Here is a 25722-nt window from a genome sequence, read left to right as displayed (position 1 = left end):
ATTAACTATTTTATAAAAGCCATACAGACGGCTATGCTGCAAGCCTGAAATCTTTGTAGCAACCTGACCGCAGGAGTTGGTGTGCAGTACTTACCTTTATTTGTAAAGTTAACCGATAAACCGGTGCTGATTGTCGGCGGCGGCTCGGTGGCGCTGCGCAAAGCCGGTACTCTGTTAAGCGCCGGTGCCAAACTGACCGTAGTCGCACCGGAGTTTGCTGCTGAGTTTGTGCAGTGGCAGCAACAAGGCCAGGCCGAATTAATCCATGGCTACTTTAGCCCTGAGCTACTGGATGGCAAGTTACTGGTAATTGCTGCTACCGATATTGATGCAGTTAATGCCGCGGTATATGACGCCGCCACGGCGCGTAATATGCTGGTGAATACTGTAGACGACCAGCCCAAATGCGGCTTTATCTTCCCGTCGATTATCGATCGCAGCCCGATATTAATTGCTATCTCCAGCTTTGGCACCGCCCCGGTGCTGGCACGGCGCTTGCGCGAAAAACTAGAAACTTTGTTACCACAGCATTTAGGGCCATTGGCAGAATTAGTTGGTCGCTTTCGCCATAAGGTAAAAGCCAAAATCAGCGGTTTTGCCGCCCGGCGGCAGTTTTGGGAGCAGGTATTTGATTCAGACGTAGTGCGTGATGTGCAGGCAAACCAACTTGAAAACGCCGAACAACGCCTGCAGCAACTGCTGGACCAGCCACAGCAACAAGCCGGTGAGGTTTATATAGTGGGTGCCGGTCCCGGTGATCCGGAATTGCTGACGTTAAAAGCCCTGCAACTGATGCAGCAGGCTGATGTAGTGGTGTACGACTACTTAGTGTCGGCACCCATTATGGAGTTGGTACGGCGCGATGCCGAGCGCATTTGCGTGGGCAAAAAAGCCGGCGATCACTCAGTGCCGCAGCAGGATACTAACCAACTATTGATTGATTTAGCCCTGGCCGGGAAAAAGGTTTGCCGCTTAAAAGGCGGTGATCCCTTTATTTTTGGCCGTGGCGGCGAGGAAATTCAGGCGCTGATACCGCATAACATCGCCTTTCAGGTGGTGCCGGGTGTTACCGCTGCCGCCGGTTGTGCGGCGTATGCCGGTATACCGCTAACCCACCGCGATCATGCGCAAAGTGTACAGTTTGTGACCGGCCATTGCCGGCCGGATGGCAGCGAGCCGGATTGGCACAGCATGAGTAAAGCTAACCAGACACTGGTAATTTATATGGGGTTAATGAAAGCCGCCCATATTCAACAACAGCTGATTAGCGCCGGGCGCAGTGGCCGCACGCCGGTAGCCATTATTGAAAACGGTACCCGCAGCGAGCAGCGGGTGGTTACCGGCAGCCTGGATCAACTGGCGCAACTTATTGCGCACTACCAGCTCGGTTCACCTGCTTTGCTAGTTATTGGCGAAGTGGTAAGCTTGCAGCAGGACTTACATTGGTTTGGTAAACGGCCGCAAACTGCGGTGTTCAGCCAGACCATTACCCAGATGGAATGAGGATCATAATATGTCTGAAGTAGCAGGCACTTTGTCACATCTACAGCAGCTGGAAGCGGAAAGTATTCACATTTTCCGTGAAGTGGCCGCCGAGTTTAAAAAACCGGTCATGCTGTATTCAATCGGTAAAGACTCATCAGTATTACTGCATTTAGCCCGCAAAGCCTTTGCGCCGGGTAAAATTCCGTTTCCGTTGTTGCACGTGGATACCAACTGGAAATTCCGCGAGATGATCGAGTTTCGCGATCGCTTAGCCAAACAGTACAACTTTGAGCTGCTGGTGCATAAAAACCCGGAAGGCTTAGCGATGAATATTAATCCCTTTATTCATGGCAGTGCCAAGCACACCGACATTATGAAAACCCAGGGCTTAAAACAGGCGCTGAATGCCTACGGCTTTGACGCGGCCTTTGGTGGTGCGCGGCGCGATGAAGAAAAATCCCGCGCTAAAGAGCGGGTGTATTCGTTTCGCGACAAACATCACCGCTGGGACCCGAAAAACCAACGGCCAGAGCTGTGGAATATCTACAACGGTGCCATTAACGAAGGCGAAAGTATCCGCGTGTTTCCGCTGTCAAACTGGACAGAGCTGGATATTTGGCTGTATATCCTGCAGGAAAATATCGACATAGTACCGCTGTATTTAGCCAAGCCACGGCCGGTTGTTGAGCGTAACGGCACCCTGATTATGGTAGATGACGAACGTATGCCACTGGAACCGGGTGAAACACCGCAGTTAAAATCGGTACGCTTCAGAACCCTGGGCTGTTATCCGCTGACCGGTGCTATTGAATCTACCGCCGATACGCTTGAAGGCATAGTGGAAGAGATGCTGCGCGCCCGCACATCGGAGCGCCAGGGCCGGGTGATTGATCAGGATCAGTCCGGTATGGAACTGAAAAAACGCGAGGGTTATTTCTAATGTCATCATCTCTGGTTACCTCGTTAAACGAGCAATTAAACAGCCTGGGTATTCGCGGCTATTTACAGCAGCATCAGGACAAAGGCCTGCTACGGGTACTTACCTGCGGCAGTGTTGACGATGGCAAAAGCACCTTGATCGGCCGCCTGCTGCACGACAGCCAACAGTTGTACGATGATCAACTGGATGCGTTAAAGCGCGATCATAAAGGCCGTAACAGTGAAGGCGAGTTAGAGCTGGCGATGCTGGTTGACGGTTTACAGGCTGAGCGTGAGCAGGGCATTACCATCGATGTGGCCTACCGTTATTTTTCTACTACCGAGCGCAAGTTTATTCTGGCCGATACACCGGGCCACGAGCAATACACCCGCAATATGGCCACCGGCGCCTCTACTTCAGATGTCGCTATTTTGCTGATCGACGCCCGTTACGGCGTGCAAACGCAAACCCGGCGCCACAGCTTCATCTGCGCTTTGTTGGGTATTAAGCATTTAATTGTTGCCGTTAATAAAATGGATATCGTTGGCTACAGTGAGCACATTTATAACGCTATTGTGCAGGACGTGCAGGCACTGATGGCGCAATTGCAGGTACCAACGGTAGATGTGGTGCCGATCAGCGCACTAAAAGGCGAAAACATTTTAACGCTGTCGGCCAATATGCCGTGGTACACCGGCACTGCCTTATTACCACTGCTGGAAACTCTGCCAATACCGCAGCGCGGTGGTGCTGCAACACGGTTCCCGGTGCAGTATGTTAATAGGCCAGATCTGGATTTTCGTGGTTTTGCCGGTACTCTGGTTAGCGGCCGTTTAGCTGTTGGCCAGGCCGTTACTGCCTATCCGTCAGGTAAAAAGAGCACCATTAAGCAAATTGTCAGCTTTGCCGGTGAACAGCCATCAGCCACTGCTGGTGAAGCCATCACATTAACGCTGAACGATGAAATTGATATCAGCCGTGGCGACTGGCTGGTGCCGTCGGATAACACTGTCAATTTAAGCAACCGTGCGCTGGCCTATGTAGTGTGGTTTAACGACCAGCCGCTGCAAACCGGCAGGCTTTACGATTTAAAACTGGCGACGCGAAAAAGCAGTGTCAGCATTAACCGGCTAAACCATAAGGTAAATATTAATACACTGGCGCAGGAAGCGGCAGAGCAGGTAGCGATGAACGATATTGCGCTGGTAGAGCTGGAATTAACCGAAACTTTGCCGCTGGATACCTTCAGAACCCAACCCGGCACCGGTAACTTTATTCTGATCGACCGCTTAACCAATGCTACCGTCGCGGCCGGGTTAATTCAGAATGTATTGGCAGAAGAAAAAGCCGCCAGCACTAATATCAGCGCTTTTGAGCTGGAACTGAATGCACTGATCCGCAAGCACTTTCCACACTGGGGTGCGCAGGACGTGCGTGAGCTATTTAAGGCAGGGTTGGATAAGGAAGAACAATAATGCCGTATCAGCAGTATGGTGTAATCGCACTGCTACTGGCGCTGGTGGCGGGGCTGGTACTCAGCAAACGCTCACCGGCACAGTGGTTTGGCGGTGCCCTGCTGCTGAGTTATTTGCTGGGTTGGTTGCCGCTGGAAAGTGCGTTGCAAAACTTCGCCAATCCGTCGCTTATTACGCTGCTATTGCTGCTAATGGTGTCAATTGGCATTGAGAAGTCACAATTGGTTAGCTGGCTCAGTCGAGGCTTTGCAGGCAAGCGTTTAAGCAGTGTTATTGCCCGCTTAAGTTTATCCAGTGCGCTGATGTCGGCTTTTATTAACAACACGGCGGTGGTATCTACACTGATGTCATCGCTTAGGCATCATAACCATTTTGCCGCGTCCAAATTGTTGTTGCCGTTGTCGTACAGCGCTATTCTCGGTGGCATGCTAACGCTGATTGGCACCTCAACCAACCTTATCGTTAACGGCTTTGTTGAACAAAGCGGTGAACCTCTGCTGGGCTTTTTTGACTTTACCCTGCTTGGCGCTTTGGTGCTGACAGCAGGTACCATAGTACTGGTGATCGGCAGTCACTGGCTGCCTGATAACAGCAAAAATGCCAGCCAGGCCGCACCCTATTATCTTACCGCCCATGTGCGTAGCGACAGCCAGTTAATTGCCAAAAGCGTAGAGCAAAACCAGTTGCGTGAGTTACAGGCCTTGTTTTTGGCCGAAATTCAGCGCGGTCCGCAGCGTATCTGCCCGGTAACGCCGGAGACAGTAATTGAAGCCGGTGACGAACTGCGCTTTGTCGGCGATCTGGAGGCCGTATCGCGCTTACAACAATTTCCCGGTTTAGAACTGCTGCGTCAGGATCAGCAGCAGGGCGAATTGCTTGAGGCCGTACTTAGCTACAGCTCGCGCCTAGTGGGCAAAAGTTTAAAACAAATTCGTTTTCGCCATGAGTACGATGCAGTAGTCATTGCTGTGCGCCGCGGCCATGAGCGGCTGCAAGGCGGCTTGGGCGATCTGGTGCTGCATGCCGGTGATGTATTAATTTTATCGGTGGGTAAACATTTTCCCGGCCAGCATCAGCTTAGCCAGGAGTTTATTTACGTTAATGGTTTATCTATTTCTACGCCGCTGTCAAAAAAACGCAGCCATTGGGTATTGCTTAGTTTTGTGACGGCGCTGGCGCTGTCTATTTTCGCTATAGTGCCGTTGATTAAAAGCCTGCCGGTGCTGCTACTGGCGTATGTTGCCGGTAGTGCGGTAACGGTAAATGAAATTAAAAACCGCTTTCCGCTGGAGCTATGGCTAATTGTGGGCTCGGCCATTGGTTTGGCGCAACTGATGATCCAAACCGGGGTTGCCGGCCAGGTAGCCGATGGTTTGATCATGCTGGTTGATGGCAGTGGAGCTTACGGTGCACTGGTAGCCGTATTTGTTGCCACCTGGCTGTTTACCGAGCTGGTAACCAATAATGCCGCCGCCGCGCTGACGTTTCCTATTGCCTATGCCATAGCGCAAAACCTGGGGGTAGACCCGGTACCATTTTTTATGGCGGTGGCTTTTGGCGCTTCGGCCAGTTTTATTTCGCCGTTTGGTTATCAAACTAACTTGATGGTGTTTTCGGCCGGTAATTACCAGTTGCGTGATTATATTCGTCTCGGCGTACCGATGGCGTTGGTATACAGTGCGGTAGTATTGATATTTTTACCGCTGATTTATCCGTTTTAAGTGATGAAGAGCAATGACACATAACGATATTAAATGGCAACAACATGATGTTAACGCCGCGCAACGCCAGACTTTATTTGGCCACCAAAGTGCGGTGATCTGGTTTACCGGTTTATCCGGCTCGGGCAAATCCAGTGTGGCCAATGCGCTGGAGCAGGCTTTGGCCACACAGGGCAAACATACCTACTTGCTTGATGGTGACAATGTGCGCCACGGTTTATGCGCTGATTTAGGTTTTAGCGCCGAGGACAGAACCGAAAACCTGCGCCGTGTTGGCGCGGTGGCAGGCTTAATGGTTGATGCCGGCTTGCTGGTATTAAGCGCCTTTATTTCGCCGTACCGTAGTCAACGTGAACTGGTAAAAAGCCTTATTCCATCGGGCAAGTTTATTGAAGTGCATATCGCCACCCCGCTGGAAGTATGCGAACAGCGCGATGTAAAAGGCTTGTACAAAAAAGCCCGCGCCGGGCAAATCAGCCACTTTACCGGTATTTCAGACCCGTACGAGGCACCCGAAGCTGCCGATTTGGTGTTGGACACCTCAGTAACATCGCTGGAAGATAGCGTGCAACAGTTACTGGCGTTGCTAAAGCAAAGACAAATTATAAACTGACACCCAGACACAGTGACAAGGTGTACTTTCGCAGCAGCGGCAGGGATGCCGCGCAGGCTGAGACAGCACAGGGATGTGCTGTTGAAGGCGGCGAAGAAAGTATTGCCTTGTCGCTGAGTTTACGTCTGAGCTGAAAGCTTCGACAGCTAACAGCACTCGGGGACGCCGTAAATATGTCCCTATAGGCTCCTCTCCGGCATCCCTGCTGGAGACGCCCCGCTTAGCTGTTAGCTGTCTGCGCTGGATCTTCAGGTGTAATGCCCCACAATAGAAAAGGTTACTTACATGAACTATTTACCTGCGATTATCGACATAGCAGAACAAGCCGGTCAGGCGATCCTCGAGGTATATCAGCAAGACAATGCCGCCTTTAATATCACCGGCAAGGCCGATGACTCACCGCTGACAGCAGCCGATTTAGCTGCGCATCAACTGATTGTAAAAGCCTTAACGGCACTGACACCAGAGCTGCCAATACTGTCAGAAGAAGCCGCTGATATCAGCTGGGACATCCGCCAAAACTGGCAGCGTTACTGGCTGGTTGACCCATTGGATGGCACCAAAGAGTTTATTAAGCGCAACGGCGAATTTACCGTCAATATCGCGCTGATTGATAACGGCGAGCCGGTGCTGGGTGTTATTCATGCTCCGGTATTGGCTAAAACGTACTACGCGGCTAAAAGCGAAGGCGCTTTTGTTAAAGCTGCTGGCGAGACGAGTGCCATTCAGGTTGCCAAACCTGGTAATACCGTGAGGGTGGTAGGCAGTCGCAGCCACCCCAGCCCGGATTTAGCCGGTTATCTGGCGCAATTTGCGCAGCACGAAATGGTGCCGGTTGGCAGCTCATTAAAGTTTTGTTTAGTAGCCGATGGCAGCGCCGATGTTTATCCGCGTTTTGGCCCAACTATGCAGTGGGACACCGGTGCCGGCCATATTATCGCGCTGGAAGCAGGTGCCACTGTCAGTTTCGACGGTATCAGCGAAAAAGTGTATCAGCGTGAAAACCTGCGCAACCCTAACTTTATCGTGTCTGCGCTAACGCTGTGAAACGGCACTGAGTTAGCGACGAACTGGCCAAATTTGGTTACACTAGCTAAATACCCAAACTAATTGAAGTTGTAGCTAGGCGGCAAGCGAATGAATCCCCATGAGCATAGACATGCTATGTGATTGGGGTGAGCGAACGCAGCCAACAACGCTGCAGCTTTAAGTAGGACGGGGATTTATAGGTGAATTATGCGTTTAGATAAATTTATATGTGACTGCACCGGCTTAACCCGCAGTCAGGCCGGTAAAGTGATCCGGCAAAAATTAGTAACAATGAACGGTGAACTGGTAAAGCAAGCCGCGCTGCAGGTAAAAGACAGTGACGTGGTGAGCCTTGATGGCGAGCAATTGCAGCTAATTGGCTTGCGCTACTTTATGCTGCACAAGCCAGATGGCTATATTTGCTCTACTGAAGACCCGGAACACCCAACGGTATTTACCTTAATGGATGAGCCATTAATCGAGCGGCTGCACACCGTTGGTCGGCTGGATTTAGACACCACCGGTTTAGTGCTGATAACCGATGATGGCCAATGGTCGCACCGCATCAGCAGCCCAAAACATCACGTGGCTAAAACCTACCGCGTCTGGACTGCAGACCCAATCCCTACAGCCGCAATTGCGCAATTTTCTGAAGGTGTAATGCTGCGCAATGAGAAAAACACCACCTTACCGGCGCAGCTGGAAATAGTCAGAGAAACCGAAGCCCTGCTTACCATCCACGAAGGCCGTTATCACCAGGTGAAGCGTATGTTTGCCGCTATTGGTAATAAAGTTGAGCGGCTGCACCGCGAGAAAGTCGGCGGCTTGCAACTGCCAGATGATTTAGCTGAAGGCGAGTATCGCGCCCTGAACCAGCAGCAGCTTGAATTACTGCGTAGTTAAAAAGCGGGGTTTTAGCCCCGCTCTCTGGGATTAGCGCAGCAGAAATTACTTCTTCTTTTCGCTAGGTACAGGTTGGCCATATTTCGGCGATCTCGGGCCGTACAATAAGCCGTTGTGATCTTCAACAAACAGTAGACGGTTTGCACTAATCGCGGCTATGTCAAAACCACGGTCTGTAACGGTTTCAATGATTTGACTAAGCGCAGCCTCTACTAACATGCCAACCAGACCACCGCCGCTGTTGCCACGCTGTTCTGCTGAAGACGCACGGGCAATATCTTGCCACAGCACCACGCCTGAACGCAGGTCTACGAGAGTGGCAGACACTTTTACCACCGTTTCACTGGACAATATAACGTAGCTGGTACCATATTCTTCAATGGTCATGTACAAACCGGTGTCTGCACCGAAAATTTCATACATCTTTTGAAAAGGTACTGCATGTATGTCTGCAGCTTCAGTCAGACCATTACTGCGGAAAGTTTGATTAACTAATGCTACAGGGAAAACATAGTAACCTGATTCAGCAATTGGCTGGTGAACCTGGGACATCAGGCTGTAAGGAGCAATAACCTCAACCGTGTTATTTATCGGCGGCAATATCAACACTGAGTGCGGGTCTGCAATACGAAATGCAGTGTAGTCGTGTGCCGGTGGTGCACTGACGCAGCCGGTTAATATTACTACAGCGCCTGCCAGACAAAACTTTAACCAGCTCATATCAAGCTCCTTGGCGCGATGTTAATAAAAAGTCTAGGTACTTAACGGACTCTGGAAACAACACTTTTTCCTGTTCGAACTGTTGTTTGCCCAAATCAGCATTGCCACTATCGAAATACAATAAACCAAGGTGAGCATGAATACCGGGAGCTATCGGCTTACCTGCATTCGCCGCAGCCTGGATGGTTTGTTGCAGAATATTAATTTGTTCTTCAAGCGTGGTGTCTTCCGCTTTAAAATAAGCGTAAACCGCCTTATTGTAAGCGCCGTGGTAGTATAAAGGTTCTGTAGTTTTACAGGCGGATACTGCCAACACCATTACCGTTACAGCAAATAGTTTTTTCATTTTTAGTTCTCTATTCTGCCTGCCATTGGCCTGACTCTAAGCCAGTCACCAGTTTATTTACGACTTCACGGATAGCTAAATCTAATACTTTGCCATTTAATGTTGCATCGTAACCTGCTGTACTACCAAAGCCGATAACTTCGCGCTCAGATAAACTGTACTCGCCAGCTCCCTGAACTGAATAGATCACTTCAGACGTCGTTACATCAACCACGTTTAACGTTACCTTTGAGTAGGCAATTTGCGACTTGCCTTTGCCCAGCAAGCCGAAAAGCTGCCTGTCGCCAATAGATTTACGACCAAACTCAGTGACATCACCGGTAACCACATAACGAGCACCTTTTATTGACTGCTGCACACCGGAAAGTCCGGCCTCACCAGACAGTAGTTGCATATTGTCGCGGTCCATTACACTAAACCGATTGGTTTGTTGCAGATGACTGATCAACGTTGTTTTAGCCTGATTGCCCAGCATATCGACACCATTGGAAAAGATGCCATTCTGGAAATTTGAGCGGTTCACAAATTGGCCGATCACCAATTTACTTTTTGCACCACTATAACTAGTGCCGTAACTGGCAACTGTGGGCGTTTCAACTACTTTAGATGATGTTGTCGCGCAGCCAGAAATTAAAGAGGCTGCAACACCTGCCATCACAACAGTTAGAACTTTTTTATCTAAATTTCTAATCATTTTGCGTTCCTTGGTAGAAATAATAGTTGCAACAGCACCTGCACAGCGTTAACACAAACTGTTCATTAGTAACCGTTACCAACCGCATAATATCATTAAGCTAAAAACTTGAAATGGAATTTAATGAGTAAAAAAATATTTAAAAGAGGGCGGCAAAATACAAGTAGCTGCTGTGGTGTGGCGGAGTTGGCTGGCTGCTGCGTTGATCTGGCTTGAAGGGCCAGCTACGAAAAAACTAGGGTTTATAATTTTTTTTTAAGACTCTTGAGTTTTGTACCGTTTTATCATAGCTTCGCTACGCAACTTAAGTTGCAATAAAAATAAAAAATATGGAGATTTTATGAAAATATCTTTAGTTGCCGCAGCTGCTGCTGTTGTTGTAGTGTCTTTAGCTGTTGCACCTGCCGCGCAAGCGCAACAAAAACTAAATCCATGGAAGCAATGCGGTATCGGCGCGATGATTTTTAATGATAACGGCGCTGCTGCCGCTATTTCTAATATCATTTGGGACTTAGGTACTACGGCGGTATCTTCAAACATTAGTTCACAAGACTCATGTGAAGGTGCAAAAGTCGCCGCTGCACAGTTTATCAATGACAGCATTGTTAACATCGAAGAAGAAACTGTGGTAGGTAATGGGCAGCACCTGACTGCGATGTTAAATATGATGGGTTGTGAGGCAACTGTTCACCAAGCTATTATCAATGCCGTGCGTGTTGATTTAGATGTTTCTGCAGTTAATAACAATGCTAAAGCTGAGGCTTACTATCTGCAACTGGAAGATAAAACATCAGGTCAGTTTGTCGCTCAGTGCCAGGTTATCTAATTTAGTTTTATTAGTGCTTTTAAACCCGCCTAATCGCGGGTTTTCTCATTTTGCTGGCTGTAAATTATGTGGTGTTGTCTCCGTATCTTGTTACTTAGTATTTTACTGTGCAGTGGTTTTCGCACTGTTGCTGAACCGGTAAAAAGCTTCAAAGAGTTAGCCGATGAGCCATACTGGCGCGCTTTACTGCATTTCCCTAAGGGCGCTGAGCACAGCGAAATTGTTGATGTTGGATTTTTTCTGGCTCCTGATGGTGCCCGCAATCCTTACGCCGAGTTACGTGCTACTGTGCAGCAGCTAAATGCTGCAGTAAGTGAAGATCTAAACAGCCACGCGCAGTGTCGTTTTATCGCCCGTTTTCACTGGCTAAAGCGGCATTTACCTAATGAGTTTACAAATGCGCCGGCGGTTAGCTGCCCATTATTTAATAGCTGGACAGATCAGCAACAAATAAGCTCAGTTAGCGCAGTATTTGCCAGTGGTTACCTTGGCAATCCTGCCTCTTTTTATGGCCATATTCTTCTAAAATTAAATAGCAGTAACCAGAATAAAAATATTTTACAACAGCAAAGCCTTAACTTTGGCGCGGCCGTGCCAGACGCAGAGCATCCGCTGGTGTACATCGCCAAGGGTTTGTTTGGTGGTTATAAAGCAGTGTTTTCGCATGGCCTGTTTTATAAAAACGTACAGACTTATGGTGAGGCAGAATTACGAGACTTATGGGAGTATCAGCTACAGCTTGAACCAGAGCAGGTGCAACAATTGGTATTTCATGCCTGGGAGCTCATAGGGCGGGACTATAAATACTTTTTTTTGAAACAAAACTGCGCCTATCGCATGGCAGAATTGTTGGAACTGGTTATCGATAAAGAGTTGATCAGCAAACGCCAACTTTGGGCTATGCCGGTTACCGTATTTCATCGTTTATCAGAGATACAACATAACGATACCCCATTAGTGCAGCGTGTTATCCACCATCCATCGCGCCAGCAACGTTTTCATCAGCGTTTTCTGGAACTGAATACCGACCAACGTAATGTTGCCAGCGCTATTATTGATGCAGGCTTTTTGGTTCATTCAGATGCCTACGCTCTGTTAACCGCTAAGCAGCAAAGTGAAGTGTTAGAGATGTTGTTTGATTATCTGGAATTTTTACGGATCAATGAGCATGCTTTGTTTTCCGATGATTCAAAACAGCGCTTACTAAAAGCCAGGCTTGCATTGCCGGTAACTGAATTAACTACCTCTGCAAATAACAATGCGACACCTCCGCACTCAGGCACACTTCCCTCTATGCTGCAGCTAAGTGCCGTGCAGAAAAACACAGCAAATAATGCTGTACAACTGAGGTTTCGCGCTGCTTATTATGATCTGTTGACTGCCGATGCTGGTCGAGCACCGTATTCAGCGTTGTCGATGTTTGACGTAACGTTGCGTTATGACGGTGAAGTTGATTTACAGCGCTTTGAACTGCTGAATATCGAAAATATGAATCTGGGCAAAACAGGATTACCCGGAGATGGCGGTTATGCCTGGAAGATTAATATAGCTTACGCGCCACAACATCTTGCCTGTGATGATTGTCTGGCTCCGCAGTTTACGGCAGGCTTAGGCAAAGCACAGATGTTGGCTGATAACGTCCTGGCTTATGTCCTAACAGACGGTAGCTTGCATAGCAATACTGAGCAAACAGGTATGGTATCTTTGCAGCCAAGGCTAGGGGTGGTGGCTGATATTACGCCGTGGTGGCGCATGCAGCTTGAAGCCGGGCGCCGTTTTTATATTTCCGGCAATGCTGAGCATATGAATTGGTATAGCTGGCAGCACCGTTTTGGCACTTGGCAAGGTGCTGATATCCGTTTAGGGATACAACGAAAAAAAGAAACGGAATTGACGTTGGCTTATAGCTTTTACTGGTAGTGATACTTTTGTTGCATTTATTTTGTTGGAAATATTATCTATGAAATATCTGTTCTGCATAGCAATGCTCAATGCGGCAATACGCTAAATACGGGACTTGTTTGAAAACAACTCCAGCGACTCGCCACTTGTTGGTGAGTCGTTATCCTTTTTAGCTTTGGCGTTTAATCTGGCCCGACGCTGGCTTAGCAGTTTTAAGATATGTGCGCGCTCTTCCACCGGCTTGGCGTGCCAGTTAAAGCGCTCATCGCGTGAGCGCAAGCAGCCAATGCAGTAGCCGCGGCTGTTGCTCTGGCACACACCGATACAGGGATTGGGCAGTTCAAACAGCTCTAACTGATCCACAGGCCACCACGCTGACTAACGAATAACTTAAGTGTACGTTGCCTATCACTACAGGTGCAAACTATCGAACCGGTTTACACACACCAACACGCCGTAAATACGTCCCTGTAGGCTCGATTATAAACTTCATCCATGAAGTTTATCCTGCGGACCAGCAGAGCTGTTCAAATTCGCTCCGGGCGAATTTGTCAGCATCCTGGCCTGCAACGGTTGGTTTAGTGTAAGCCGATTCTCACTTCGATGTGGCTGTTACCTAATTGACTATTTTTTAGCAGATCGCAAAAACAAGTTGACTTCAGACTGATAGACGGCTATTTCTATTAGCCAATTGCGCTGCTAAAAAGCGCTAAATAACAAATACAGATTTCAACCAAGCAGATAAGTAAGAATCAAATTATGCGTTTAGCTACTGTTCTGAACATTATTGTCCTCGTGGTCGTGGTGATTATTAATCTCCGCGGGGGCGGTGTTTTGGAAAAAAAGTAGCGTAAAAAGCGAAATCCAACAAAACCCCCGCTCCGCAAGGACCGGGGGTTTTGTCGTTTCAGGGCATTAGAAAAGTTAAACAAGGCAAGAGGACAGAACATGAAAGGCGCAGAGTTGGTACTACAGGTGCTGCAGCAACACGGGGTCGATACCATATTCGGCTACCCCGGTGGCGCTATTATGCCGATTTACGATGCCCTGTATCAAAGCGAGGTTAAGCACTACCTGTGCCGGCATGAACAGGGCGGTGCGTTCTCGGCCATTGGCTACGCCCGCGCTTCCGGCAAGGTTGGCGTGTGTATGGCCACCTCTGGCCCGGGTGCAACTAACCTTATCACTTCGCTGGCCGATGCCATGCTGGACTCAGTACCGGTAGTAGCCATTACCGGTCAGGTATCGCAAGCAGTGATGGGCACCGATGCGTTTCAGGAAATTGATGTACTGGGTTTAAGCCTGGCGGTGACCAAACACAGCTTTATGGTGCGCAGCGTAGAAGAGCTGGCCGCAACCCTGCACGAGGCCTTTGCTATTGCCCAAAGCGGCCGCCCGGGTCCGGTGCTGGTTGATATCCCTAAAGACGTGCAATTGGCAGAAATTGATTATCAGCCAGAGAATGCTTCAACAGCAAAGGTGGCACCAGTAAATACCTCGCTGGCCAATGCCGCTAAAGCCCGCGCCTTAATCGCTGCGGCGAAAAAGCCGATGGCCTATATCGGCGGTGGCGTGCATATGGCCGGCGCAATGCCGCAGCTGCAGCAGTTTCTGGCCGCTAACACTATGCCGTCGGTTACCACATTGAAAGCCATGGGATCGGTAGCCAAAGACAACGCGCATTATCTGGGCATGTTGGGTATGCATGGCACCCAGGCAGCGAATTTAGCCGTACAGCAGTGCGATTTACTAATCTGTTTAGGCGCCCGTTTTGATGACAGGGTAACCGGCAACCTGCAAAAGTTTGCACCGCTGGCCAAGGTGATCCACGTTGATATTGACCCGGCCGAAATTAACAAGGTGCGTTTTGCCAATGTAGCGCTGCTGGGCGATATGAAGCAGATATTACCGGCAATGACAGTCGGCACAAACTGCGCCGATTGGCTGGATCAGTGTGCGCAGTTAAAGCAGCAATACGGCTGGCGCTATGATCACCCGGGAGAGCGCATCTATGCGCCGCTGATGTTAAAACAATTAAGCGACCGCATGCCGGACAACAGCGTAGTGTGCTGTGATGTCGGCCAGCACCAGATGTGGGTGGCACAGCATATGCGCTTTAGCAGCCCGCGTAATCATTTATCCAGCGGCGGCCTGGGCACTATGGGTTTTGGTTTACCGGCGGCGATAGGCGCTAAGTTAGCCCGGTCGCAGGATACGGTAATCACGGTATCCGGTGACGGCTCTTTTATGATGAATGTACAAGAGCTGGCGACCATCAAGCGTTTTCGCTTACCGGTAAAAATTGTCATTGTTGATAACCAGCGGCTGGGCATGGTGAAGCAGTGGCAACAGCTGTTTTTTAACGAGCGTTACAGCGAAACCGACTTATCTGACAACCCGGATTTTGTCGCGCTGGCGGCCGCTTTTGCCATCCCCGGCCACTGCATTACGCGTAAAGACGAGGTAGAAAGCGCACTGGAAGCCATGTTTACCTGGCCTGGGCCTTATTTACTGCATGTATGTATTGACGATAAAGACAACGTCTGGCCACTAGTACCGCCGGGTGCCGCTAATCAAGAGATGATCACGGAGCTAAAAGCATGAACCACGTACTGAATATCACCGCAACAAACACCCCGGCCGTGGTAGAGCGCCTGTTACAGGTTACCCGCTACCGCGGCTACGAACTGGCCGGGTTAGAGCTGACCCCGCGCAATGATGCGCGAAGCTTAAGCATTACCTTAACTGTTAGCAGTGATAAGCCAATTCACTTATTAACCAGCCAGTTGCATAAACTGTACGATATTCAGCAACTGGAGCTGGCCGGTGCCGAGTTGGCAGTACTAAGTGCTTAATGCTGGTTTAACCCTATACTTTTTTATTTACCGAATACACGGAGTACCGCAATGCCAAAGTTAAGATCCGCCACCGTTACCGAAGGCCGCAATATGGCAGGTGCCCGCGCACTGTGGCGTGCCACCGGCGTAAAAGACACCGATTTTGGTAAGCCGATTATTGCCGTAGTAAACTCATTTTGTGAATTTGTGCCGGGCCATGTGCACCTGCGTGACTTGGGCAAGCTGGTGGCAAAAAGCATTGAAGATGCCGGCGGCATCGCGAAAGAATTCAATACCATAGCGGTAGATGACGGCATTGCCATGGGCCATGGCGGTATGTTGTACAGCCTGCCATCGCGCGAGCTGATTGCCGACTCGGTAGAATATATGGTCAACGCCCACTGCGCCGATGCCATGGTGTGCATTTCTAACTGCGATAAAATCACTCCGGGCATGTTAATGGCGGCGATGCGCTTAAACGTACCGGCTATTTTTGTCTCCGGCGGGCCGATGGAAGCGGGTAAAACCAAGCTGTCGGATCAAATTATTAAGCTCGATTTAGTTGATGCGATGGTGTCGGCAGCCGACCCTAAAGTAACCGACAGCGACAGCGAGCAAATTGAGCGCAGCGCTTGCCCGACGTGCGGCAGCTGCTCCGGTATGTTTACCGCCAACTCAATGAACTGTTTAGTGGAAGCTTTAGGCTTGGGTCAGCCGGGTAACGGTTCGCTGTTAGCGACCCATGCTGATCGTAAAGACTTATTTGTGCAGGCTGGCTTCAGAATTATGGAGCTGTGCAATCGCTGGTATAAAAATGATGATGCCAGTGCTTTACCACGCAGTATCGGCAATAAAACCGCCTTTGAAAACGCCATGATGCTGGACATTGCCATGGGCGGTTCTACCAACACCGTGCTGCATTTACTGGCTGCTGCGCAAGAGGCCGAAGTTGACTTTACCATGGCCGATATCGACCGTTTATCGCGCATAGTGCCACATTTATGTAAGGTAGCGCCGTCAACACAAAAGTACCATATGGAAGATGTACACCGCGCCGGTGGCGTTATCGGTATTTTAGCCGAGCTAAACCGTGCCGGTTTGTTAAACCCTGATACGCCGCATGTGTCCGGTAGCTCATTGGCCGCTGTGTTGGAGCAGTGGGATCTTAAAACCAGCCCTTCAACTGAAGTGCAGCAGTTTTACGCCGCCGGCCCGGCCGGTATCCGCACTACGCAGGCATTTTCACAAAACTGCCGTTACCCCAGTGTCGACGATGATCGCGTAGAAGGTTGTATCCGCAGTAAAGAACACGCCTATTCGCAAGACGGCGGCCTGGCTGTACTGTTTGGTAACCTGGCACCGCAGGGCTGTATTGTAAAAACTGCCGGGGTAGAGCCAGAAAACCTGGTATTTAGCGGCCGCGCCCGGGTGTTTGAAAGCCAGGATGATGCGGTAGAAGCGATATTAAAAGGCAAGGTAGTGGCCGGCGATGCGGTAATTATCCGCTATGAGGGCCCCAAAGGCGGGCCGGGTATGCAGGAAATGCTGTACCCCACCAGCTACTTAAAATCGATGGGGCTGGGTAAAGCTTGTGCCTTGATCACCGATGGCCGCTTCTCCGGCGGCACTTCGGGGTTATCGATTGGCCATGTGTCACCGGAAGCTGCCAGCGGCGGCGCTATCGCGCTGGTGCAGGAAGGCGACAAAATTGAGATTGATATTCCCAAGCGCAAAATCGGTATTGCTATCAGCGATGACGAACTGGCGCGGCGCCGTGTAGCGATGGATGCCAAAGGCAAGCAGGGTTGGAAGCCAGAGAACCGCCAACGCGTTGTCAGCTCTGCTTTGAAGGCCTACGCCCTGCTGGCAAGCAGTGCTGATAAGGGCGCAGTGCGGGATTTGTCGAAACTTGAAGAATAAACCTGAGTTGCAGGCTACGACAGGTAACAACACGCGGGGACGCCGTAAATATGTCCCTATAGGCTCCTCTCCAGCATCCCTGCTGGAGACGCCCCGCTTAGCTGTTACCTGTCTTCGCTTGAAACTGAAGCTTGCCGGATGGCACAAGCAGCAAGACGATAGGCGATGGGCAAGGTGTGCTCTTGCAGCAGCGGCATGGATGCCGCGGAGGCTGAGACAGCACAGGGAAGTGCTGTTGAAGGCGGCGAAAAGAGCATTTCCTTGCCGTGAGCTGGAGCTGGATTTGCAGGCTGGCGCGTGCTTGAAGTAGATGGAACTGAAAAACACGAGCCCGCTATACAGTCCGGCTACGCGTTTGAATAATTAACAGCAGTGGAGCAACAATGAACAACCTGGCAACAGTACAACAAGCGCAGACAGATACCGATTTGATGCAGCAGTATCTGCGCGAAATTCTGCTGTCGCCGGTATATCAGGCTGCGGTAGAAACCCCGCTGGATGCCATGACTAAACTCAGCCTGCGCCTGGGGCATAATGTGTTGCTAAAGCGCGAAGATAAGCAGCCGGTGTATTCGTTTAAGCTGCGCGGTGCTTTTCATAAACTGCATAAAGTAAAACAACACAGCCCGGATGCCAGCGTGGTGTGCGCTTCGGCCGGTAACCATGCCCAGGGTGTGGCGTTATCTGCCAGTAAGTTGGGGCTTAACGCCACTATTGTTATGCCCATTACCACACCGGAAATCAAAGTCGCAGCGGTAAAAGCGCTCGGCGGCAATGTGGTGTTGCACGGCACCGCTTTTGATGAAGCCAACAGCTACGCCATTAACCTGGCTAACAGCGAAGGCGCTATCTATATTCCGCCGTTTGACGATAGGGACGTTATTGCAGGGCAAGGCACGGTAGCCAAAGAGTTGCTTAGCCAGCATAACCAGCTGAACGCTGTGTTTATTCCGGTTGGCGGCGGTGGCTTAATGGCCGGTATGGCGGTGTATATCAAAGCCATACAACCGAATGTTAAAGTCATCGGCGTGGAGCCTGAAGACGCCGCTTGTTTAAAAGCCGCTATGGCCGCCGGTACGCCGGTAACGCTGGAACGGGTGGGCTTATTTGCTGATGGCGTGGCGGTTAAGCGCATCGGCACTGAAAATTTCAATCTGGCCAAACGCTTTTGCGATGAAGTGGTGACTGTAAGCAGCGATGAAATATGCGCTGCAATAAAAGATATTTTTGATGATTTACGCGCTGTGGCCGAACCGGCCGGCGCGCTGGCGCTGGCCGGGCTGAAGAAGTACAGCCAGCAGCTGAAAAACAGCACCTTAAGCAAACCGCAGCAGTTTGCTGCTGTGTTAAGTGGCGCCAATTTAAACTTTGATACGCTGCGCTATGTATCTGAGCGCTGCGAACTGGGCGAGAAAAAAGAAGCAGTATTTGCCGTAACGATACCGGAAGAAAAAGGCAGTTTCCGCCGTTTTTGCCAAACGCTGGGCGGGCGGGCTATAACCGAGTTTAACTACCGCTACGCCAGTGACAATAAAGCGCATATCTTTGTTGGTATTAAACTGCGCCACGGCCAGCAGGAGCTAAACACTGTAAAAGAATTGCTCAGTAAAGCCGGCTATGACTATCAGGATTTATCTGACGACGAATTGGCCAAATTACACGTGCGGCATATGGTCGGCGGTATGCCGCCCCGCCAGCTGCAAGAGCAGGTGTATCAGTTTAACTTTCCGGAATACCCGGGCGCGTTAATGAATTTTTTAAACACCCTGGGCGAGCACTGGAATATCACTTTGTTTCACTACCGCAACCACGGCGCCGCCACCGGTGATGTACTGGCCGGCTTTGAAGCAGCCAGCCATAACGATATTGCAGCTTATTTGGATAAACTGGGCTATCAGTATCAACGTGTTAGTGGCAACAAGGCTTATAAAACCTTCTTGACTGCAAATTAGTTGAGAAACCAAAACTTGAAATATTAAGGTGAGAAGCACTGTAAAGCAGTGCTTCTCCGTGCTTTAAATATCAGTATGACAAGTAGGGCAAGGCTGGTGGTTACCATTACCCCCTGTAACTTTGCCCAAGTACTTAACGGTAGTATAAGTGCCGTCATTAATGGTCGCGTAAACTCTGAAATCGGTGCCGAAATAATCAGAAGCAAAATTCACAGTAATGTTACCTGTCCGCTGGTCAAATGCATATGGATAATGCTCTATCATACTACCCTCAAGCGCAGTGCCGTGAAATTTGATACTCGCCCGGGTGTTGGGGTCTTTCACAGCTTTTGAATACTGATCAATATTAACTTTAACTACCGCTTGCCCATAGGTTAGCGATATCAGCTGAAAATCAGGTTTCTTCTGTACCCAAACGCCCTGCGCTGAGCATAAACCACCTCTGGTAACCCAGGCTAGGCCATAGCCGTATGTAGTGTCAAACTGTGTGTCATAATATGCATTAGCTTCTATGCTGGATTTATCCTGTCCGACATAACCTTTTTCTGAACTATGGAAGTTAACATAAGCAAAAGTATCGAATAAGTTACCTTTGAAAGTAAAAGGCACGCCCTGTAATACATGGCTTGGTGCTTCTATTCTGAGATAATCAAAACTATTCAATAATGAGCCAAGGCTGTAAGCAAACTCTGCCCAGCTGGATACATCATATGGATTGCCATAAAACGCTAACCCGCTTTGTACCGCTGATGCTACATCAGAAGCAGCAACATCGTACTGCTTGACGCGGCCATACTCACAGCTCGAAGGTAGTGAATTATCAACGGCATAACATGTAGTGCTGCCCAAAAAAAATGTAGCTGCTACCAATACTTTAATTTTCATGCTTATCTCCTATATTGTAAGCCGTCGAATGTTTCCATATGAGAAAATTAAATTAAATAAAAAGAGTAAAATATCATAAAATTATCACTTATATGTATTTTTGATGTTTGTTTTTTTGGTTGCAAAATGATTTAACTCCACGTGAAGCTATGGAGTTTTTCTCTGCCGCAGTTATTATGCTTATTTAGAAGTATCGAGCGAATAAAGATGCCAAAACCGTATTATTTTTACACTACCTTATTGATTGCACTGCTGATCTTTATTGCCTGCTTAATGATGAACGGCCCGATGCGGCCGGGGTTGCCGGTAGGCGATGATTTAGCCACCCGGCTGGCTTATATCAACGCTAACCTGACGTTATGGCAATGGGGCTGGCTAAGCTGGATGGCCGCCGCGCTGAGCCTGCTGGCGTTTGCGGTGATGCTGTCAACGGAACTGCAACCGGGTGCTGCACGCCAGTACGGCGTTTTGCTGGTGGCGTTGGGCATTGCACCGGATCTGATAGCCGAAACGCTGTATGCCTTTGCCATGCCACAAGTCGCGGTTACCGATATTGCCTTGCTGCAGTTTATCGATAACCTGGCCATGCACCTGACCGGCTTTCTCGGTAATGGTTTGTATAACCTGGGTGGTATGTTGTTAACGCTGGCGCTGTTAAAGCAGCAACCTGCGCTTAAGCTGTGGCTGTATCCGGGTATAGTAGCCTGGCTGCTGGGGTTGGGGTTATCCGTTAGCATCGCCTTGCAACAACTAAAACTGGCCGAGTATTTTACCGCCGGCAGTATGGCGTTAAGCACGCTGTGGTTTGTGCTTATTGCATGGAAATTATGGGGAGGCCAACGTGTACGCTGCGCTTAAAGTATTGCACTTAGGTTCACTGATTATGTGGCTAGGCCCCGCCATTGGCTCCTGGTTGGTACTGCGTTATATGCAACAGCAGGAAGGCGAGCTGTCGCCTGCTACTGCCAAAGTATACCGGGTGTTTTTCTGGACTATTACGCTGGAACATATTGCACTGTGTAGCCTGTTGCTAAGCGGCGCGGCTATGGCATTTCATTACGGTTTTATTGCCATGCCCTGGTTGCAACAAAAGCTGTGGCTGGTGCTGTTACTTATAGTGCCGTTGGAAATTGTCGATATTTGGCTGGGTAACTGGAAGGTGAAAAAACTGACCGAAAAGCGCAGCAGAGGCACTGCGCTAAGTCAGCGCGAGCAGGCGATGATTAGTTTCTACCATAAAGGCTTTACCAACCTGGCACTGATCACTCTGCCGCTTACAGTGTTGGTAATTATGTGGCTGGCAGTGTCGAAGCAAACGTTATGGTAAGCCAATTAACGCACAAACATCCATACCCCGGCGGCCAGCATAATCAGGTTTTCAGTTAGCGAGACAAACCCCAGCGGTACCTTGCTGTCGCCGCCAACGCAGGCGCAGGTTAATTCACGCTTATCAATATAAACGGCTTTAATCACTGATATAGCGCCCACAGTACCAATAAAGATTGATACCGGTGCTACCAGAATGGCAGATAAACCTGCAATCATGCCAAGACCGGCATAGGCCTCCAGAAATGGATAGACATAAGCGTACGGGATCATTTTCATCGCCAGTAAATCGTAAGTAATAAACGAATTGGAAAAGGTATACAGGTCGCGCAGCTTCTGTACTGCTAACATCACCATCGTCAATGCCACAAAAAGCTCTATAACCTGCATCACGCCAGCAGTCTGATTATCAGCAAATACCACCGCCAGCGCTGTCAGTAAAGCAATGGCAAAAATGGTTATCACCGGTGTATAGGTGGTGCCCTGTTGTCCGGCCTTGCCCATATTAAAATACTGTCGCAACGCGTCATACCCGCCAATGCGCTTATCATCAATAAAGGTTTGCGGTGTCGTTTCCACTTGGTGCTGTTGCTTAAAACGATCTGTTTCTTCGCGCGATGTCAGCTTGTGATCTGACACGCTATAACCCTGACGTTGCAATAAGTCTTTGGACTTCAGACCAAAAGGGCAAATATGCTCGTCTGTTTCCATCCGGTATAAGGTCGCTTGTTTAGTCATCTGCTGCTCCTTTAAACGGGTTTAAAAGATGCTGGTACCACTTCAGTATAGCCCCTCAGTTTTTGCCGTGATTAAACATAGCTAGCGCTGGAACTTATTGCCGTTGCTCAGGCCAAAGCTTGCGGTTACACTGTGCGCGTTTTTTAATCAGGAGTAAAAAGATGAACAAACCAGCGGCGTTCGAGCATGGCCGCGGCGAGATCCGCGATAATGCGATAAAGGCCTTAGTCACCAGTAAGTTGTTTCAAACCAGGGTGGTAAAGGCGAAAAAGGGCAAAGGCTCCTACAACCGAAAAGGGCGTAATTCAAAAGATTACGCCCTTGTTGTTTTGGTAAGCCGTTACACTAACCAACATACCGCTGCTTTTTAATTGCTTTTCACCCGCATCCGGCCAACAATTACTGCGTTGAAGGAGATGCAACCATGCCAAGCCCGTTAAGAAAAGATGAAGCCCATAAACTGATAGATACATTGCCCGCTGATGCCACCTGGGACGACCTGATGGAGCAAATTTACGTACACCAGGCGATAGAGAATGGTTTACGTGACAGCGAACAGGGCAAGTTGCAATCTGTGCAGGAAATCCGGCAAAAATACGGCTTGCCTGAGTAAGAGTGAACTTTTAATTGATAACCAGCTTTCAGTCCGGTTAATCGCAATGGACAGGTGATACTCCTCTTTCTTAAAGTCGGAATCTATTTCTCAAACCGAGGCCAATTAAAAACAAGAAAATCACGCCAAGTAAATTTTGAACTATTGTAAGTGATGAAAACAGTGTTGATGAATGTCCCACGTTTAACGCGGTATATAAATTCTGTTGAAGAGATCGACTTATTGGGAAAACCGGCAATGTTTGAACAAGCGAGTACAGAAAACCATCAGCGAAATTAGCCTGAGAAAAGGTATCTGAAAAGCTCCGTGCTAATAAATCTTTTTGCGCGATAACTGAATACACAACACCAAATCCAAGTACCAGAATTCCCCAGGCAATAAACGGTCGGAGAATACTTTGTCCATAATTACTAAGCATAGAAAAAGCAGCATCAAGAATGGACGACAATTTTGGCATGTCATTCCATCTTCTGGCGCGCATTTCAGCAGCATGAAATCGTAACGCTGCAGTGTGATTCTTATTCGTTTCGGCAATTTCTTTTAAACGACGTAACTTAGATGCGGCCGCTTTTGAATTGGTTTTTAGCGTTCCAGGAAGATATTTGACAGCCCGAGTACGGTGCAGTGTAAAACCTAAATTATCAAGGGTGGTGTGAGTTGCCAACTTTGTTTCTCTTAAGTCAATGATATCTTCGGTGGTTACCCAGCTAACATCAAGTGTGCTGTGAAATAATGACTTTCGGAATGAAAACTTCTTTGCTTGAGATTTTTGTTGTGCTCGGTCAGAGAAGGATGCTCGGCCAGAGAATTCGCAGGACTCAAAAATGTAATTCCCATCGGCAAGATCTAATTCACTGAAATCTACTATCTTGCAATCAAAAGCCGAGTATGAAAAATCTATAGTTATTTTTGCAAAAGTGGACATGCTAAAGAGCGCGCTATAGCCACTTGTTTTCAAATATCTGAAGTTCACTGAGTCGCTAACTTTAGAATAGTTGCAACCATGAAAATCTAAATTATCAGTTCCAAAATCGACTGATGAGAAAGAAACCTGTGCGACTTCAAATGTGCACTGGCTAAAAAATTTGCTTCCAGCTCCGAATTTACTACCTTTAAAATCAACAATATCTCCTTTTATTTGTGCTCTGGATAGGGAGAAATCGCCATCACGAAATACTGTGCCTGAAAAATCCGCAGCCCCTTGGTTGAGCTGCAAGCCACTGAAGTTGATATCACCTTTGCCGAAAACCATATCCCGACACAGTAAATCTCCGAGGGAAATAGAAATATTTGTCGCCATCAAATCAGTTCTACGGTCATGGCCTCCGATTCGTGACCCGCTCAGATGTATTGTTCCGACACCAATTTTTAAGTTTGAAATGTTAATGGAAGGGCCATGTAGTACAATATCAGCTAGCGTTAATGATGTATTTTTCAAGTCAAGATTAGAAAAATCCAATGACCTTGCACCAAAATCTGTTCCTGAAAAATCCAGATTTCCAGATTTAAAACAATACCCTTTGAAGCTAATAACGCTATTTTTCAAACCTTGTTTAATATTTAGAGCATCCAGCCGCATTTGATAATGTGGCCATTGGACTTTTGAGAAATTAAAGTGAATTTCATCGTAGCTATCAACAAATTGATTCCATGAGTCAGGTCCTTCAAGATATAGATCTAGCGTCTTTTCCAGACTTAATGTCACACTTCTCATATTTGGAATTGATGTTGGCATTAAACGCTGATCCCATCAGTAATCTTCACCAACTCCCTGAAAAATCTGACGGCTTTATCCAAATCTTCTTTTTTCACCAGATGTGCTTTTTGTGGATTGTCACTTTCGCAGGCGCTATGTACTGCATCGCCGCGTTTGGACAACCAGTGATTTAGTTGCTGGCGCGCCTGCGCAGGCTCGGTGTTGGCCCATTTCCAATATTCAGTAATATCACACCGCAAAAACTCTTTAGAGAGTTGTCGCACCTTATCGCCACTGGGGTTATTCAGTCTTTTAATTTCGGCTTCAAACTTTTGCTGAATAAAGTCACCGGCAAAACTACCCTGAATACCGTTGATCTTTTTTATCAGTAACTCATGCAGGAAGGTCTCGATATAACTCTCCCATGCTGTGGTGGTCATCACTAACGCTGCGCGTTTCAGCACTTCGTACTGCTGGCGTTGCTCTGGCGACTCCAGATTGTCGAACAGCTGTATCAGCTTGGCGACATCCTGCATTCCGGTTTCAAAAATAGCGTAGGCACGGCTGGTCATAACTTCCTTTTCCTACTGCGGCAGGTAGTCCTTTATTGTTTTATAGCTTTAACCTAAGCCAAGGCGGAGAAAAAGCAAAGCACTTTTTTGGTACATCAGTAAGTAAGATATTACCGGGTGTTAGAACAGCGGCTGTCTGATCTCAACTTACTTTTATGTCTGTTACGCCGCTATAATGCCGGTATTTATCCTGTCTGAAGACTAACCGATGCAACCCGAAGTAAAAATTGAAGATATTATCGAAGGCACCGGCAAAGCCGCTGAGCGTGGGGCGCTGATCACTGCGCATTACCGCGGCTGGCTGGAAGATGGCACTGAGTTTGATTCATCTTACAAACGCGGTGAGCCGTTTCAGATAGTGCTGAGCAATAACCGCGTGATCCAGGGCTGGATACTGGGCCTTAAGGGTATGAAAACCGGTGGTAAGCGTAAGCTTTGGGTGCCGTCGGTTCTGGCGTATGGCGAGCGCCAGATAGGCACTATGATCCCGCCCAACAGTAATCTTATTTTTGAGATTGAGCTGCTGGAAGTGCTGACACGGGATGACTGA

Annotated in this window: 26 protein-coding genes; 18 read left to right on the top strand and 8 right to left on the bottom strand. The window is 48.6% G+C overall.

Annotation, left to right across the window (positions count from 1 at the left end; genetic code table 11):
* The first annotated feature begins 81 nt into the window (after nucleotides 1–81).
* The 7 genes from cysG to rsuA all read left to right on the top strand — a co-directional run bounded on the left by cysG (nucleotide 82) and on the right by rsuA (nucleotide 8145).
* On the top strand, nucleotides 82–1503 hold the full coding sequence (gene cysG, locus MJX74_RS01925) for a siroheme synthase CysG (protein WP_240220396.1): 1422 nt from the start codon (nucleotides 82–84) through the stop codon (nucleotides 1501–1503).
* 10 nt (nucleotides 1504–1513) lie between these two features.
* The gene (cysD, locus tag MJX74_RS01920) at nucleotides 1514–2425 is read left to right on the top strand and encodes a sulfate adenylyltransferase subunit CysD (protein ID WP_240220394.1); all 912 of its coding nucleotides are present in this window, start codon (nucleotides 1514–1516) and stop codon (nucleotides 2423–2425) included.
* Complete coding sequence (gene cysN, locus MJX74_RS01915; RefSeq protein ID WP_240220392.1) at nucleotides 2425–3879, top strand: sulfate adenylyltransferase subunit CysN; 1455 nt, start codon at nucleotides 2425–2427, stop codon at nucleotides 3877–3879. The genes cysD and cysN overlap by 1 nt, the downstream gene beginning before the upstream one ends.
* Nucleotides 3879–5600 (top strand): SLC13 family permease, encoded by a 1722-nt coding sequence (locus MJX74_RS01910; RefSeq protein WP_240220390.1) that lies wholly within the window; start codon nucleotides 3879–3881, stop codon nucleotides 5598–5600. Before cysN ends, MJX74_RS01910 begins: the two co-directional genes overlap by 1 nt.
* A 13-nt stretch (nucleotides 5601–5613) precedes the next feature.
* Entirely contained in the window at nucleotides 5614–6213 is a 600-nt protein-coding gene (gene cysC, locus MJX74_RS01905) for an adenylyl-sulfate kinase (RefSeq protein ID WP_240220388.1), read from the top strand.
* A gap of 285 nt (nucleotides 6214–6498) precedes the next feature.
* Complete coding sequence (gene cysQ / locus MJX74_RS01900) at nucleotides 6499–7260, top strand: 3'(2'),5'-bisphosphate nucleotidase CysQ (protein ID WP_240220386.1); 762 nt, start codon at nucleotides 6499–6501, stop codon at nucleotides 7258–7260.
* A 189-nt stretch (nucleotides 7261–7449) separates the two neighbouring features.
* Nucleotides 7450–8145 (top strand): 16S rRNA pseudouridine(516) synthase RsuA, encoded by a 696-nt coding sequence (gene rsuA / locus MJX74_RS01895; protein ID WP_240220384.1) that lies wholly within the window; start codon nucleotides 7450–7452, stop codon nucleotides 8143–8145.
* 45 nt (nucleotides 8146–8190) lie between these two features.
* Here the strand turns inward: rsuA and MJX74_RS01890 are convergent, their stop codons facing one another.
* From MJX74_RS01890 to MJX74_RS01880, 3 genes are read right to left on the bottom strand one after another with little or no spacing between them, the layout of a single operon-like run.
* Nucleotides 8191–8865 (bottom strand): DUF799 domain-containing protein, encoded by a 675-nt coding sequence (locus MJX74_RS01890; protein WP_240220382.1) that lies wholly within the window; start codon nucleotides 8863–8865, stop codon nucleotides 8191–8193.
* Nucleotide 8866: 1 nt separating this feature from the next.
* Entirely contained in the window at nucleotides 8867–9211 is a 345-nt protein-coding gene (locus MJX74_RS01885; protein ID WP_240220381.1) for a DUF4810 domain-containing protein, read from the bottom strand.
* A gap of 10 nt (nucleotides 9212–9221) precedes the next feature.
* Nucleotides 9222–9905, bottom strand: a complete 684-nt coding sequence (locus MJX74_RS01880; RefSeq protein ID WP_240220380.1) for a CsgG/HfaB family protein — start codon at nucleotides 9903–9905, stop codon at nucleotides 9222–9224.
* Nucleotides 9906–10245: 340 nt separating this feature from the next.
* On the opposite strand from MJX74_RS01880, the gene MJX74_RS01875 reads away from it, so the two are divergent.
* A complete protein-coding gene (locus MJX74_RS01875) occupies nucleotides 10246–10731 on the top strand; it encodes a DUF3015 family protein (RefSeq protein ID WP_240220379.1) in 486 nt (161 codons plus the stop codon).
* 66 nt (nucleotides 10732–10797) lie between these two features.
* Nucleotides 10798–12651 (top strand): Lnb N-terminal periplasmic domain-containing protein, encoded by a 1854-nt coding sequence (locus MJX74_RS01870; protein WP_240220378.1) that lies wholly within the window; start codon nucleotides 10798–10800, stop codon nucleotides 12649–12651.
* A gap of 84 nt (nucleotides 12652–12735) precedes the next feature.
* Here the strand turns inward: MJX74_RS01870 and MJX74_RS01865 are convergent, their stop codons facing one another.
* Nucleotides 12736–12996, bottom strand: a complete 261-nt coding sequence (locus MJX74_RS01865) for a DUF1289 domain-containing protein (protein WP_240220377.1) — start codon at nucleotides 12994–12996, stop codon at nucleotides 12736–12738.
* 585 nt (nucleotides 12997–13581) lie between these two features.
* Between MJX74_RS01865 and ilvG the strand changes: the two genes are divergently transcribed.
* From ilvG to ilvA, 4 genes are all read left to right on the top strand, one after another.
* Entirely contained in the window at nucleotides 13582–15237 is a 1656-nt protein-coding gene (gene ilvG / locus MJX74_RS01860; protein WP_240220376.1) for an acetolactate synthase 2 catalytic subunit, read from the top strand.
* Nucleotides 15234–15488 (top strand): acetolactate synthase 2 small subunit, encoded by a 255-nt coding sequence (gene ilvM, locus MJX74_RS01855; protein ID WP_240220374.1) that lies wholly within the window; start codon nucleotides 15234–15236, stop codon nucleotides 15486–15488. The genes ilvG and ilvM overlap by 4 nt, the downstream gene beginning before the upstream one ends.
* A gap of 51 nt (nucleotides 15489–15539) precedes the next feature.
* Nucleotides 15540–17390, top strand: coding sequence for a dihydroxy-acid dehydratase (gene ilvD / locus MJX74_RS01850; RefSeq protein ID WP_240220372.1), 1851 nt, complete (start codon nucleotides 15540–15542; stop codon nucleotides 17388–17390).
* 383 nt (nucleotides 17391–17773) lie between these two features.
* Nucleotides 17774–19342 carry a threonine ammonia-lyase, biosynthetic gene (ilvA, locus tag MJX74_RS01845; RefSeq protein WP_240220370.1) on the top strand — a complete coding sequence of 523 codons (1569 nt, stop codon included), beginning with the start codon at nucleotides 17774–17776 and terminating at the stop codon, nucleotides 19340–19342.
* Nucleotides 19343–19405: 63 nt separating this feature from the next.
* Here ilvA and MJX74_RS01840 read toward each other — a convergent pair whose 3' ends face one another.
* Entirely contained in the window at nucleotides 19406–20227 is an 822-nt protein-coding gene (locus MJX74_RS01840; RefSeq protein ID WP_240220368.1) for a hypothetical protein, read from the bottom strand.
* 207 nt (nucleotides 20228–20434) lie between these two features.
* Between MJX74_RS01840 and MJX74_RS01835 the strand changes: the two genes are divergently transcribed.
* Nucleotides 20435–21085 carry a hypothetical protein gene (locus tag MJX74_RS01835; RefSeq protein WP_240220366.1) on the top strand — a complete coding sequence of 217 codons (651 nt, stop codon included), beginning with the start codon at nucleotides 20435–20437 and terminating at the stop codon, nucleotides 21083–21085.
* A complete protein-coding gene (locus MJX74_RS01830; RefSeq protein ID WP_240220363.1) occupies nucleotides 21069–21554 on the top strand; it encodes a DUF2269 domain-containing protein in 486 nt (161 codons plus the stop codon). Before MJX74_RS01835 ends, MJX74_RS01830 begins: the two co-directional genes overlap by 17 nt.
* 5 nt (nucleotides 21555–21559) lie before the next feature.
* Here MJX74_RS01830 and MJX74_RS01825 read toward each other — a convergent pair whose 3' ends face one another.
* The gene (locus MJX74_RS01825) at nucleotides 21560–22291 is read right to left on the bottom strand and encodes a glutaredoxin (protein WP_240220361.1); all 732 of its coding nucleotides are present in this window, start codon (nucleotides 22289–22291) and stop codon (nucleotides 21560–21562) included.
* Nucleotides 22292–22452: 161 nt separating this feature from the next.
* Between MJX74_RS01825 and MJX74_RS01820 the strand changes: the two genes are divergently transcribed.
* Nucleotides 22453–22662 (top strand): ribosome alternative rescue factor ArfA, encoded by a 210-nt coding sequence (locus MJX74_RS01820; protein ID WP_240220359.1) that lies wholly within the window; start codon nucleotides 22453–22455, stop codon nucleotides 22660–22662.
* Between the two features lie 53 nt (nucleotides 22663–22715).
* The gene (locus MJX74_RS01815) at nucleotides 22716–22904 is read left to right on the top strand and encodes a hypothetical protein (RefSeq protein ID WP_240220357.1); all 189 of its coding nucleotides are present in this window, start codon (nucleotides 22716–22718) and stop codon (nucleotides 22902–22904) included.
* A gap of 70 nt (nucleotides 22905–22974) precedes the next feature.
* On the opposite strand, the gene MJX74_RS01810 is transcribed toward MJX74_RS01815, so the two are convergent.
* Complete coding sequence (locus MJX74_RS01810) at nucleotides 22975–24639, bottom strand: hypothetical protein (protein ID WP_240220355.1); 1665 nt, start codon at nucleotides 24637–24639, stop codon at nucleotides 22975–22977.
* Nucleotides 24639–25172, bottom strand: a complete 534-nt coding sequence (locus MJX74_RS01805; RefSeq protein WP_240220353.1) for a HEPN domain-containing protein — start codon at nucleotides 25170–25172, stop codon at nucleotides 24639–24641. The genes MJX74_RS01810 and MJX74_RS01805 overlap by 1 nt, the downstream gene beginning before the upstream one ends.
* Nucleotides 25173–25380: 208 nt before the next feature.
* On the opposite strand from MJX74_RS01805, the gene MJX74_RS01800 reads away from it, so the two are divergent.
* Nucleotides 25381–25722 carry an FKBP-type peptidyl-prolyl cis-trans isomerase gene (locus tag MJX74_RS01800; protein WP_240220351.1) on the top strand — a complete coding sequence of 114 codons (342 nt, stop codon included), beginning with the start codon at nucleotides 25381–25383 and terminating at the stop codon, nucleotides 25720–25722.

Origin of the sequence: Rheinheimera hassiensis (genome assembly GCF_022436675.1) — a bacterium.
Taxonomy (GTDB): domain Bacteria; phylum Pseudomonadota; class Gammaproteobacteria; order Enterobacterales; family Alteromonadaceae; genus Alishewanella; species Alishewanella hassiensis.
This window is presented reverse-complemented; position numbering and strand designations above follow the sequence as displayed.

Excerpts from the sequence above, each read along its gene's own strand:
- MJX74_RS01810 (WP_240220355.1), bottom strand. The coding sequence starts at position 24,639 with ATGCCAACATCAATTCCAAATATGAGAAGTGTGACATTAAGTCTGGAA.
- MJX74_RS01800 (WP_240220351.1), top strand. The coding sequence starts at position 25,381 with ATGCAACCCGAAGTAAAAATTGAAGATATTATCGAAGGCACCGGCAAA.
- ilvM (WP_240220374.1), top strand. The coding sequence starts at position 15,234 with ATGAACCACGTACTGAATATCACCGCAACAAACACCCCGGCCGTGGTA.
- MJX74_RS01890 (WP_240220382.1), bottom strand. The coding sequence starts at position 8,865 with ATGAGCTGGTTAAAGTTTTGTCTGGCAGGCGCTGTAGTAATATTAACC.
- MJX74_RS01815 (WP_240220357.1), top strand. The coding sequence starts at position 22,716 with ATGCCAAGCCCGTTAAGAAAAGATGAAGCCCATAAACTGATAGATACA.
- MJX74_RS01805 (WP_240220353.1), bottom strand. The coding sequence starts at position 25,172 with ATGACCAGCCGTGCCTACGCTATTTTTGAAACCGGAATGCAGGATGTC.
- MJX74_RS01910 (WP_240220390.1), top strand. The coding sequence starts at position 3,879 with ATGCCGTATCAGCAGTATGGTGTAATCGCACTGCTACTGGCGCTGGTG.
- ilvD (WP_240220372.1), top strand. The coding sequence starts at position 15,540 with ATGCCAAAGTTAAGATCCGCCACCGTTACCGAAGGCCGCAATATGGCA.
- MJX74_RS01840 (WP_240220368.1), bottom strand. The coding sequence starts at position 20,227 with ATGAAAATTAAAGTATTGGTAGCAGCTACATTTTTTTTGGGCAGCACT.
- cysQ (WP_240220386.1), top strand. The coding sequence starts at position 6,499 with ATGAACTATTTACCTGCGATTATCGACATAGCAGAACAAGCCGGTCAG.
- MJX74_RS01885 (WP_240220381.1), bottom strand. The coding sequence starts at position 9,211 with ATGAAAAAACTATTTGCTGTAACGGTAATGGTGTTGGCAGTATCCGCC.
- rsuA (WP_240220384.1), top strand. The coding sequence starts at position 7,450 with ATGCGTTTAGATAAATTTATATGTGACTGCACCGGCTTAACCCGCAGT.
- MJX74_RS01835 (WP_240220366.1), top strand. The coding sequence starts at position 20,435 with ATGCCAAAACCGTATTATTTTTACACTACCTTATTGATTGCACTGCTG.
- MJX74_RS01875 (WP_240220379.1), top strand. The coding sequence starts at position 10,246 with ATGAAAATATCTTTAGTTGCCGCAGCTGCTGCTGTTGTTGTAGTGTCT.
- cysC (WP_240220388.1), top strand. The coding sequence starts at position 5,614 with ATGACACATAACGATATTAAATGGCAACAACATGATGTTAACGCCGCG.
- ilvA (WP_240220370.1), top strand. The coding sequence starts at position 17,774 with ATGAACAACCTGGCAACAGTACAACAAGCGCAGACAGATACCGATTTG.
- MJX74_RS01870 (WP_240220378.1), top strand. The coding sequence starts at position 10,798 with ATGTGGTGTTGTCTCCGTATCTTGTTACTTAGTATTTTACTGTGCAGT.
- MJX74_RS01820 (WP_240220359.1), top strand. The coding sequence starts at position 22,453 with ATGAACAAACCAGCGGCGTTCGAGCATGGCCGCGGCGAGATCCGCGAT.
- ilvG (WP_240220376.1), top strand. The coding sequence starts at position 13,582 with ATGAAAGGCGCAGAGTTGGTACTACAGGTGCTGCAGCAACACGGGGTC.
- MJX74_RS01825 (WP_240220361.1), bottom strand. The coding sequence starts at position 22,291 with ATGACTAAACAAGCGACCTTATACCGGATGGAAACAGACGAGCATATT.
- cysD (WP_240220394.1), top strand. The coding sequence starts at position 1,514 with ATGTCTGAAGTAGCAGGCACTTTGTCACATCTACAGCAGCTGGAAGCG.
- cysN (WP_240220392.1), top strand. The coding sequence starts at position 2,425 with ATGTCATCATCTCTGGTTACCTCGTTAAACGAGCAATTAAACAGCCTG.
- MJX74_RS01880 (WP_240220380.1), bottom strand. The coding sequence starts at position 9,905 with ATGATTAGAAATTTAGATAAAAAAGTTCTAACTGTTGTGATGGCAGGT.